Genomic DNA, 10,976 nt, shown 5'->3' on the forward strand with positions numbered 1-10,976 from the left:
GCCCTGTCGTCGTCTCCTCGCGCGACGAGGTGGACGCGCAGATCGCCGCCTTCCCGGCCGCGCTCTTCGTCGACCCGCTCACCGGCCCGATCACGCGCACGGCGCTCCAGTCGCTGCGGCAGGCGGCCGTCGCCGCGGAGGTGCCCGTCCTCGTGACGGCGGGGCTCGGGGCGGCGGCGCGCGAGGCGGCGTACGGCGCCGATCCCGCGGTGCTCCTCAAGGCGCTCGCACCGCGCGACAGCGAGCAGCACCCGCCGCGCGTCCTCCTCGTCGAGGAGCGCGACGAGCTGGCGGGCGCGCTGACGGCCGCGCTCGAACGGCGCGCGATGCAGGTGACGCGGGCCGCCGACGACGCGCAGGCGGTCGCCGCCGCGAGCCAGGTGCCGCCGAATCTCGTCGTCCTCGACCTCATGCAGGTCCGCAGGCGCCGCGCCGGGATCATCGACTGGCTGCGCGCGAACGGCCAGCTCAACCGCACCCCGCTCGTCGTCTACACGGCGCCGGGCATGGGCCCGGGCGAACTGGCGGGCCTCGCGACCGGCGAGGCGGTCCTCTTCCTCGCGGAACGCTCGACGAGCGAGGAAGTGCAGACGAGGATCGTGGACCTGCTGGCGAAGATCGGGACGAACTAGGGGCCCGTCGCACAGCCTTGGCCAGGCGATCGGCGGTGTCAGTGGTCGCGGCTACGGTTCTCGGCCATGGGGTTCTCGGGGTCTTTCATCGTGGCGCGGGCCGAACGGCCGCTGACAGGTCTGACGGCGATGCGGGCGGCGGACACCGCGCCGCTGTGGTGGGCGCGTGACGGCGAGTGGCAGATCCTGCAAGCGTGCCCGATTGCTGATCCCGACTCTTCGATCATCAGCGAGACGCGCGCTCCCGTCCTGGTCTGTCATGTGGTCGACAGCGACTTCGTCACGGTGCGGGCAGGGAGTCCTGACGGCCTGACATGGGGGTGCGCCTTGTCGCCGGAGATGGCGCGGGACTACGGCATCCCTGGTGAGTGGATCGGCGATGCGGCCGAAGCGGGTGAGCGAGCCGCGGCCTGGGCCCGCGAGGCCGGTCTTGAGCCGGACCCGGTGGCGCTCGGGGCCGCCCTGGTGGCCGAGTGCGATCCGCTGGCGGAGGACTTGGTCCTCGCGCTCGTCCACGCCCTGGGATTCCGGTTCCGTGACGGGGCCGAGCTGGATGTGCCCGCGGGGTCCGCAGGGTGAGCCGCGGTGAGCCGCTTCCCGCTCGACGGCACCGACGGGCGGGCGCGGTCACGACGAGCGGGAGGCCGCCGCTCCGGTGGCGGGCGTCGTGTCGGCGGCCTCGGTGGCGGGCGTGCATGCCGCCTGGAGGTGGCTCGCGGGCGGGCATCCGCGTCAACTCGCACCCCGGCCACTCACACGAAAGGGGCGAATCCGCGCTGGATTCACCCCTTTCCGGCACTCCGGGACGATCTCAGACGTCTGTGCGAATGACGACGTCGAGCGTGCGCGGTCCGTGCACGCCCTCGACGCGTTCGAGTTCGATGTCCGAGGTGGCGGAGGGGCCGCTGATGAGCGTGGTGGGACGGCCGGGGACGAGGCGCGCGATGGCCTCGGGGACCCCGACGGTGACGGTCGAAAGGTCCACGACGCACACGTGCAGGTCGGGGACGAGGCTCAGGGCGCGGCGGCCCTGGTCGGCGCTCCCGTCGAGGAAGATCGTGCCGGTCTCGGCGCAGGTCACGGCCGACGCGGTCACGACCCCGTCGAGCCCGCCGAGCGCGGGCGCGGGGACGTCGGGGCTGTCGGCGCGCAGCTCGCCGTCGAAGTCCGCGAGCCAGGCGCGGTCGAGCCCGGCGGGGACGCCGACGAGGCGGGCGGCGCGTGCGCGGAGCACCTCGGCGACGGTCGCGGCGGTCCCGGCGGCGGTGCAGGGGTGCACGTATGCCTTGTAGTCGAGGAGCCGGTCGGTCAGGAGGGCGAGCCGCTCGGCGTCCGGGAGCGTACGGCCCGTACGGTAGGCGCGCGGGACGGTCACCGGGTCCTTCGGCGCGAGCGCGAGGGCGTCCCGGACGCGGGAGAGGACGGTCTCGCGCGCGTTGCCCGTACGGGCGGTGGTGGTCTCACTCATGCCTTCTCGCCCTTGTCCTGGTCGCCGTGGTCGCCGTGGTCGTCGTGGGTTTCGGTGTCGGCGCGGGCGGACGCACCGGCCGCCTCGGCCGCCGTACGGGACGCCTCGCCCTCCGCCTTCGCCGCGCTCAGCGCCTCGCGGCCCTCCGGCGAGTCGAGCCAGCGGCGGAAGCTGCGCTTGGGCGGGGCGGGGGTGTCGCGGCTGTCGCTCCAGCCGTTGAACGGCGCCGGGAAGTGCTTGATCTTCTCGTCGCGGCCGGCGATGACGCGCCCGAGCCCGGCGGCGCGCTGCGCGCTCGTGTAGAGGCCCGGGCGGGCCATGACGGCCGCCGCCGCCTTCATCGCGAGCGATTCCGCCGTCGTGCCCGCCTGTTCGGTCTTCTGGTGGCGCAGTTCGACGAGCAGCGAGGGGATGTCGATCTTCACGGGGCAGGCGTCGAAGCACGCCCCGCACAGGCTCGACGCGTACGGCAGCGAGGCGTTGGGGTCGTCCTTGGCCGCGTCCATGCCCGCGAGCTGCGGGGTGAGCACCGCGCCGATCGGGCCCGGGTAGGTCGATCCGTAGGCGTGGCCGCCCGCGCGCTCGTAGACGGGGCAGACGTTGAGGCAGGCCGAGCAGCGGATGCAGTGCAGCGCCTCGCGGCCGATCTTGTCGGCGAGCGCGGCGGTCCGGCCGTTGTCGAGGAGCACGAGGTGGAACTCCTGCGGCCCGTCGCCCTCGGTCACGCCGGTCCACAGCGAGGTGTACGGGTTCATGCGCTCGCCGGTCGAGGAGCGCGGCAGGAGCTGGAAGAAGACCTCCAGGTCCTGGTGGCTCGGCAGGACCTTCTCGATGCCCATGACGGTGATGAGCGTCTCGGGCAGCGTCAGGCACATGCGGCCGTTGCCCTCGGACTCGACGACGGCGAGCGTGCCGGTCTCGGCGATGCCGAAGTTGGCGCCGGAGACGGCGACCTTCGTCGTCATGAACTTCTCGCGCAGGTAGGCGCGTGCCGCGGCGGCGAGTTCGGCGGGGACGGAGGTCAGCTCCGGGTCGACGCCGGGGATCTCCTTGAGGAAGATCTCGCGGATCTCCTCGCGGTTGCGGTGGATCGCGGGGACGAGGATGTGCGAGGGCTTGTCGTGGGCGAGCTGGACGATCAGCTCGGCGAGGTCGGTCTCGTGGGCCGTGATGCCCTCGGCCTCCAGGTGCTCGTTGAGCCCGATCTCCTGCGTGGCCATCGACTTGACCTTGATCACCTCCTCGCTGCCCTTGGCGCGCACGAGGCGGGTGACGATCTCGTTCGCCTCGACGGCATCGCGCGCCCAGTGGACGGTGCCGCCGCGCGCGGTGACCCGCTCCTCCAGCTCTTCGAGGAGTTCGGGGAGGCGGTTGAGGGTGTCCGACTTGATCGCGGAGCCCGCGTCGCGCAGGGGCTCCCAGTCGGGGAGTTCGGCGGTGACCGCGAGCCGCTTGGCGCGGATCGTGTGCGTCGCGTTGCGAAGGTTGCCGCGCAGCTGGGGGTTCTGGAGTTCGGTGTGCGCGGCCTTCGGGAACTTCTTGTCGCCGCGCAGATTGCCCGCGCCGTAGGGGGCGCGGGGCGGGGCGCTGGGCAGACCGAGGAACGTCGTGCTCATCGGGTCACCTCCGGGGTGGTGGCGAGGGCGCCGGCGGGGGTCGCGCCCGTGGTGGCCGGGACGCCCGGCAGGACGTGCGGGGTGGTACGGGTGGAGGCGAGGATCTGCGCGAGGTGGAGGGTGCGCGTACCGGCCTGGATGCGGGAGAGGCCGCCGCCGATGTGCAGGAGGCAGGAGGAGTCGCCCGCCGTGCAGACGTCGGCGCCCGTCCCGGTGACGTTGCCGACCTTGTCCGCGAGCATCGCCGAGGAGGTGTCCGCGTTCTTGACGGCGAAGGTGCCGCCGAAGCCGCAGCAGGAATCGGCCTCGGGCAGCTCGACGAGGTCCAGGTCCTCGACGGCGCGCAGCAGCTTCAGCGGCTTCTCGCCGACGCGCAGCATCCGCAGCGAGTGGCAGGTGGGGTGGTACGTGACGCGGTAGGGGAACCAGGCGCCGACCTCGGTCACGCCGAGCACGTCGACGAGCAGCTCGGAGAGTTCGTACGTCTTCGCCTTGACGGTCGCGACGCCCTGGCGCAGCGCGGCGTCGCCGTAGCGCTCGGCGACGATCTCGTGCTGGTGGCGCACGGAGCCGACGCAGGAGCCGGAGGGCATCACGACCGCGTCGAGCGAGGAGTCGCCGAACTGCTCGGCGAAGTTGCGGACGAGGGGGACCGGTTCGCGCTGGTAGCCGGTGTTGACGTGCATCTGCCCGCAGCAGGTCTGCCCGGGCGGGAAGACGACCTCGTGGCCGAGCCGGGTGAGCAGCACGGCCGTCGCGGAGACGGCGTCGGGGAACATCGTGTCGCCGAGGCAGGTGGCGAAGAGTCCGATGCGCATGAGGACCTTCCCGTAAGCGGCCCGTACCCGGGCGGTGCCGTACGTGGGCAGTGTGGACAATTTACGGTCCGACCATACCGCCGTAGAACCCGAAGAGGGAGCACGCGGACACGAGCATCGACGATGAGTGGTCGACAACACTTTGGTCCGACCTTATTGACATGAGACTTCACGGGGTGCGCTACTACTCGATAGTTCACTTCCAGCCACACCCGACGCCCCTCGTCCCCCATGACGCGCGAGCGACCGGCTGCCGCCTGCCCCGAACGGCGGCGGCCCGGTCCGCGGATGCCGACCGGGCGGTATGGCGGGCTCGGCGGCGCACAGACTCGATGAGGAGCATCCTGTGGCCTCCCTGCTGACGGCCCTCGCGGCCACGGGCGCCGGCCCCGCCTTCGGTGCCCCGGCCCCGGAACCGGCCGTGCCCGGTCCCCCGGCGCCGGGCACCGCGACGTCCGGCCTCTCCCTGGCCTCGTACACCCCGGACGTGCACGCGATCGGCGGCAACCTCGCCGGGACCGCACTGCTCGGGCTCGTCCCGCTCGCGGTCTTCTTCGTGCTCCTCATGGTCGTGCGCCGCTCCGCCCTCCAGGCGGCCCTCGGAGCCCTCGTCACCGCGCTGCTCGTCGGCATCCTCGGGATGGGCATGCCCGTCCAGCTCGGCCTGCTCTCCGCGAGCCAGGGCCTGCTCAACGGCCTCTTCCCGATCATGCTCATCGTGGTCGCGGCCATCTGGTTCTACGAACTGACCGTCGTCAGCGGCCGCTTCGAGGACCTGCGGCGGTGCTTCAACGCGGTCGGGCGCGGCGATCTCCGTATTCAGGCGATGCTCATCGCCTTCTGCTTCGGCGGCCTGCTCGAAGCGCTCGCCGGCTTCGGCGCGCCCGTCGCGATCACCGCGGCGATGCTCATGGCGCTCGGCCTGCCCAAGCTCAAGTCCGCGATCACCGTGCTCGTCGCGAACACCGCGCCCGTCGCCTTCGGCGCCATGGCGATCCCGGTCACGACGGCGGGGAACCTCACCGGCCTCCCGCCGGAGGACATCGCCGCGGTCATCGGGCGGCAGAGCCCGCTCCTCGCGCTCTTCGTACCGCTGCTGCTCCTCACCCTCGTCGACGGCAAGCGCGGACTCCGTCAGCTCTGGCCCGTCGCGGTCGTCGTCGGCCTCGTCTTCGCCGTCGCCCAGTACTGGTGCTCGGCGCACTTCGCCTACGAGCTCACCGATGTCGTCGCCTCCCTCGCCGGCTTCGCCGCGGGCGTGCTGATGCTGCGCTGGTGGAAGCCGCGCACGCCGGAGGACCAGCGCTCCCAGGTCGAGGCGGAGCGGCTGCCCGCGCGCCGCGTGACGCTCGCCGTCCTCCCGTACGTCCTCGTCATCGCCATCTTCGCGATCGCCAAGATCAACGTCGGCGGGCTGGACATGCCCGATCTCCTGAGCGTCGCGAACATCAAGTGGGAGTGGCCGGGGCTGTACGGCGAGATCCTCACCTCGGACGGCAAGCCGTCGACGAGCCCGATCTACTCGCTCGAAGTGCTCTCCAACCCGGGCACGCTGCTGATCATCTCGGGCATCCTCGTGACGATCGTCTTCAGCCTGGTCAAGGACAAGGACCAGTACCCGATGTCGGCGAAGCTCAGCGTGCTCACCGCCGGGCGCACGATCGTCAACATGCGCGGCGCCATCGCCACGGTCGCGACCGTGCTCATGCTCAGCTACGTCATGAACCAGTCGGGCCAGACGGTCGCGATCGGTACGTGGCTCGCGGCGGCGGGCGGCGCCTTCGCCTTCCTCTCGCCGATCCTCGGCTGGCTCGGCACGGCCGTCACCGGCTCCGACACCTCCGCCAACGCGCTCTTCGCGACCCTTCAGCAGACGGCCGGGCACAAGGCGGGCATCGACCCGACGCTCCTCGTCGGCGCCAACTCCTCCGGCGGCGTGGTCGGCAAGCTCGTCAGCCCGCAGAACCTCACGATCGCCGCGACGGCGGTCGAGGAGCCCGGCAGTGAGCGCATCCTGCTCCGCAAGGTCGCCAAGTACAGCCTCGCGATGCTGCTCGCGCTGTGCGTGTTGGTCTACCTCCAGTCCACGTCCGTGCTGTCGTGGATGCTGCCGTGAGGTAGCGGCGGCTGTTGTTTCACGTGAAACATGGCGGGGACCCCCAGGAGTCGGGGGTCCCCGCCATGTTTCACGTGAAACTGTCGTTTACGGCTCGCCGTTCGTGTCGGCTTCCGGCCCGGCCGGTTCGTTCGTCACCAGCGTGCCGTGGAAGCCGCGGATGTGGCGTTCGGCGAGGTCGGCCGCTGCCGTCGCTTCCCCGGCGCGGACGAGGCGGAGCAGTTCGGCGTGCTCCGCGTTGAGGGCCGCCGCGGTGGCGGGCCAGTCCTCGGCCGCTTCGAGGGCGCGCAGGATGAGGGGGCGGACGGACTCGCGCACGGCGGCGGTGAGCGTGGAGACGAGCCGGTTGCCGGAGGAGCGCGCTATCGCGACGTGGAAGGCCGTGTCGAGTTCATTGAACTCGGCCGGTTCGATGCCGGGTGCGCGCAGCCGCGCGAGCATGTCGGCCGCCTCGTCGAGGTCCTCGGGCGTCGCCTGCCGCGCGGCCGCCTCGAAACTCGACCGCTCCAGGACCACGCGGGCCTCCAGAACGTCCTCCAGGCGGTAGCTGCCGAGGCCGAAGTGGATACGGAGCAGACGGCCGAGGGCGTCGTCGGGGTTCCGTACGATCCTGGCGCCGGCATCGGCACCGCGCCCCGAGTGGGCGACGAGCACGCCGATCGTCTCCAGCACCCGCAGCGCTTCCCGCAATGCGGAGCGCGAGACACCGAGCGCCGGGGCGAGTTCACGTTCCGGGGGCAGCCGGTCGCCGGCCTTGAGCTGCCCGGCGAGCACCTGTTCCTCGATGCTCTCCAGAACCAGTTCATGGGTACGCGCCTGCCGCACGGGTCGCCATTCCGCGGCCATGCGCACCTCCCCGACAGGAACCGACGTGAGATCTCCAATCTATGTCACACGGGGGAAATGGTCGGACCTGTGGGGGGTGAGGTGCGGCACCGGGGGGCGGGGTGGCGGGGGGCCGTGCCCCCGTGCCCCCGTGCCCCCGTGCCCCCGTGCCTCACAGGACCGTGACGTCGAGCCCGTCCTCCGCGTAGCGCGCCCGCAGCACCTTCTTGTCGAACTTGCCGACGCTCGTCTTCGGCACCGCGTCGATCACCGTCCAGCGCTCGGGGAGCTGCCACTTCGCGACGCGCTCCGCGAGGAAGGCGCGCAGCTCGGCCGGGCCCGCCGCGGCACCCTCCTTGAGGACGACCGTCGCGAGCGGGCGCTCGCCCCACTTCTCGTCCGGCACCGCGATGACCGCCGCCTCGGCGACGTCCGGGTGCGCCATGATCTCGTTCTCCAGGGCCACGCTGGAGATCCACTCGCCGCCGGACTTCACGACGTCCTTCGCGCGGTCGGTGAGGGTGAGGAAGCCGTCCTCCGAGATGACGCCGACGTCGCCGGTGCGCAGCCAGCCGTCCGGGCTGAACTTGTCCTCGGGCCGTACCGGCTCCTGGCCCCTGCCGCCGAAGTACGCGCCGGCGATCCACGAGCCGCGCACCTCCAGCTCACCGGCCGATTCCCCGTCCCACGGCAGTACGTCCCCGTTCGGGCCGATGAGCCGCGGCTCGACCCCGGCGGGAAAACGTCCCTGCGTGAGCCGGTAGCGCCACTCCTCCTCCGGCGTTTCGGCGGTGGCCGGGGGGCGCGCCACGGTGCCGAGCGGCGAGGTCTCGGTCATGCCCCAGGCATGACAGACCCGCATCCCGAGCCGGTCGAACGCCTCCATGAGCGCGGGCGGGCACGCCGAACCGCCGATCGTCACCTGCCCGAGCGAGCTGACGTCGCGCGGCTTCGCCGTCAGCTCGGCGAGCAGCCCCTGCCAGATCGTCGGCACCGCCGCCGCGTGCGTGGGACGCTCGGTCTCGATCATCTCGGCGAGCGGCGCGGGCTGGAGGAAGCGGTCCGGCATGAGCATGTTGACGCCGGTCATGAAGGTCGCATGGGGCAGTCCCCAAGCGTTCACGTGAAACTGCGGGACGACGACGAGGCTCGTGTCGCGGTCGGTGAGGCCCATCGACTGCGTCATGTTGACCTGCATCGAGTGCAGGTAGACCGAACGGTGCGAGTAGAGCACGCCCTTGGGATCGCCGGTCGTGCCGGACGTGTAGCAGAGCGCGGCGGCCTCGCGTTCGTCGAGTTCCGGCCAGTCGTACGTGGTCGGACGGCCCGCGAGCAGTTCCTCGTACTCGTGGACGCGCACCCCGGCCCCGTCGAGCACCGAGCGGTCCCCCGCGCCGGACACCACGACGTGCTCGACCTGCGGCAGTCGCGGCAGCAGCGGCGCCAGGAGCGGCAGCACCGTGCCGTTGACGATGATCACCTTGTCCTCGGCGTGCCGGATGATCCAGGCGAGCTGGGCGGCGGGCAGGCGGAGGTTGAGGGTGTGCAGGACCGCGCCCATGGACGGGAGCGCGAGATACGCCTCGACGTGCTGGGCGTTGTTCCACATGAGCGTTCCCACGACGGTCTCGCGGGTGACGCCGAGTTCCTCGCGCAGGGCGTGGGCGAGCTGGGCGGCACGGTCGCCGATCTCGGCGAAGCTGCGGCGGTGCGGCTCGGCCTCGCCGGTCCACGTCGTCACGGTGGATCGTCCGTGAATCCTCCGCCCGTGCTCCAGAATCCTGCTGATCAGAAGCGGGGTCTCTTGCATCGTGCTCAGCACGGCGTCCTCCCGATGGGCGCTACGCGCCTGTAGGCAACGGCTCTGTCGTCTCAACGGTCCGTGGGGGATGTGGCGCCCCGTGGGGGTCGTGGCCCGATTCTGCGCACATACCACGCGGTATGTCACTAGCGGCAGCCGATCGATTCACGGGACATGCGAAGACGGGGGGTGTCTGGCGGTTGTGGGGGCTTGCGGTGAGGGGGGCGGGGCGGTTCGCGTGGGTGGTGATGGTGACGGGGCGGGCGCGAACTGGACGGGCCGGAGCGGGGAGCGGGCGCGGCGGCGTGACAGACGCGGGCGCGCGGGGCGCGGCGGCGGGGCAGATGCGGGCGCAGCGAGGCGGCGCCGGGTGGGCGGAGCGCGGGGGGCGCGGGAGAGTGTGAGGGCGGTGGAGAGACAGAGCGTGGACCGGGCCACACCCGGTGCGGCGCGAGTGCGCGTGCAGCGACCTGAGCAGCGCCCCGGGAGAGGCGGAGCCCGGTTGGGTACGCCGCGAGCGGCGCGGTGTTAAGGGATCAACGGGCAGCACGGGGTCAGGAGGCAGGGCGCGGCACGGGGTCGGCGGATGTCGAGCGGCGAGTACCGGTCCGCGTACAGCAGAGGGCCCGGGCCGACGGGGCACGAGGCGGACACCGGCAGAGTGAGCAGGGCGAGCGGGTGAGGGCCCGCTTGCCGGGGCGGGTGCCGTGAGCGGGCAGGCAGTGCCCTTGCTGGGCGCGGGCGGCGGAGTGATGGGTTGGGCCAGGCGCAGACCCCCCGAGCAGACGTGCGGGCCGAGCGCGAGCGCGGCGCGGGTACGGGCACCGCGAGCAGACGCCCGGGCGGAGCGCGCCGTCCGGGGCGAACTGCGTGAGCAGACGCCCGGGCTGGATGCGGGCCTCCCGGGCGAGGCGGGCGGAAGCCGGGAGCGGGCGTCTCGGGCCGGGCAGCGTCTCGGGCCGCCCGGCCCCCGGGAGCCCAGGCCCCCGCGCCGGTCAAGGCTCAGCGGATCAGGACCAGTTCGTGGTCCTCTCGGAGTTTGGCGAGGGCGCGGGAGACGGCGCTTTTGACCGTTCCCACGGAGACGCCGAGCACCTCCGCCGTCTGGGCCTCGCTCAGGTCCTCGTAGTACCGCAGCGTGACCATCGCCCGCTGCCGCGCCGGCAGCCTGAGCACCGCGTGCCACATCGCATCCCGCACCGCCTGCGCCTCCGCCGGATCGGTCACGGGCACGGGCTCCGGCTCGGGCAGTTCCGCGCACGAGTACTCGTCGACACGCCGCTTGCGCCACTGCGACGTCCGCGTGTTGACGAGCGCCCGGCGCACGTACCCGTCCACGGCGCCGTGGTCCTCGATCCGTTCCCACGCGGTGTACGTCTTCGTCAATGCGGTCTGGAGCAGGTCCTCCGCGTCATACGGATTCGGTGTGAGCGAGCGCGCGGTCCGCAGCAGTCCCGCTCCCCGGGCCCGCACGTAGGACTCGAAGGTGAGCGGGAGGGCGGGGGCGGTACGGGGGGAGCGGGCGCGGCCTCGCCCCACGCGGGGCTGAGGCGCGGGCGCCGGAGCCTGCTCCGGGGCGGTACGGGCCTCGGTCCTGCGGGTCTCCGTCGTGCGGGCCGTCGCCGCGTGGTCCGCGAGCGTGCGGGCCGCGGCACGGTCCCGGTCCGCGGTGGTGCGGGACGGGCGGGGCGTGGACGGGC

The 10,976-nt window shown here is 72.4% G+C and carries 8 protein-coding genes and 1 pseudogene; 3 read left to right on the forward strand and 6 right to left on the reverse strand.

What is annotated here, in order from left to right; all coding sequences use genetic code 11:
- Both G3I42_RS03740 and G3I42_RS03745 read left to right on the forward strand, forming a co-directional pair.
- Window positions 1–632 (forward strand): annotated as a pseudogene (locus G3I42_RS03740) (response regulator transcription factor); the annotation flags it as partial.
- A gap of 66 nt (window positions 633–698) precedes the next feature.
- Complete coding sequence (locus G3I42_RS03745) at window positions 699–1,211, forward strand: hypothetical protein (RefSeq protein WP_164282416.1); 513 nt, start codon at window positions 699–701, stop codon at window positions 1,209–1,211.
- A 232-nt stretch (window positions 1,212–1,443) separates the two neighbouring features.
- Here G3I42_RS03745 and G3I42_RS03750 read toward each other — a convergent pair whose 3' ends face one another.
- Genes G3I42_RS03750 through G3I42_RS03760 form a run of 3 tightly spaced genes read right to left on the reverse strand, consistent with a single transcriptional unit; the run spans window position 1,444 to window position 4,534 of the window.
- Entirely contained in the window at window positions 1,444–2,100 is a 657-nt protein-coding gene (locus G3I42_RS03750) for an LUD domain-containing protein (protein WP_164282417.1), read from the reverse strand.
- Window positions 2,097–3,716 carry a LutB/LldF family L-lactate oxidation iron-sulfur protein gene (locus G3I42_RS03755; protein ID WP_239096244.1) on the reverse strand — a complete coding sequence of 540 codons (1,620 nt, stop codon included), beginning with the start codon at window positions 3,714–3,716 and terminating at the stop codon, window positions 2,097–2,099. Before G3I42_RS03755 ends, G3I42_RS03750 begins: the two co-directional genes overlap by 4 nt.
- The gene (locus G3I42_RS03760; protein ID WP_164282421.1) at window positions 3,713–4,534 is read right to left on the reverse strand and encodes a (Fe-S)-binding protein; all 822 of its coding nucleotides are present in this window, start codon (window positions 4,532–4,534) and stop codon (window positions 3,713–3,715) included. Before G3I42_RS03760 ends, G3I42_RS03755 begins: the two co-directional genes overlap by 4 nt.
- A gap of 346 nt (window positions 4,535–4,880) precedes the next feature.
- On the opposite strand from G3I42_RS03760, the gene G3I42_RS03765 reads away from it, so the two are divergent.
- Window positions 4,881–6,650 carry an L-lactate permease gene (locus G3I42_RS03765; protein ID WP_164282418.1) on the forward strand — a complete coding sequence of 590 codons (1,770 nt, stop codon included), beginning with the start codon at window positions 4,881–4,883 and terminating at the stop codon, window positions 6,648–6,650.
- 87 nt (window positions 6,651–6,737) lie between these two features.
- On the opposite strand, the gene G3I42_RS03770 is transcribed toward G3I42_RS03765, so the two are convergent.
- From G3I42_RS03770 to G3I42_RS37350, 3 genes are all read right to left on the reverse strand, one after another.
- Complete coding sequence (locus G3I42_RS03770; protein WP_164282419.1) at window positions 6,738–7,496, reverse strand: FCD domain-containing protein; 759 nt, start codon at window positions 7,494–7,496, stop codon at window positions 6,738–6,740.
- Between the two features lie 151 nt (window positions 7,497–7,647).
- Window positions 7,648–9,297, reverse strand: coding sequence for a long-chain fatty acid--CoA ligase (locus tag G3I42_RS03775; protein ID WP_164282420.1), 1,650 nt, complete (start codon window positions 9,295–9,297; stop codon window positions 7,648–7,650).
- 981 nt (window positions 9,298–10,278) lie between these two features.
- Complete coding sequence (locus tag G3I42_RS37350; protein ID WP_343244445.1) at window positions 10,279–10,815, reverse strand: SigE family RNA polymerase sigma factor; 537 nt, start codon at window positions 10,813–10,815, stop codon at window positions 10,279–10,281.
- Between the last annotated feature and the right edge of the window lie 161 nt (window positions 10,816–10,976).

This window comes from Streptomyces sp. SID11385, from assembly GCF_010548245.1.
Taxonomy (GTDB): Bacteria; Actinomycetota; Actinomycetes; order Streptomycetales; family Streptomycetaceae; genus Streptomyces.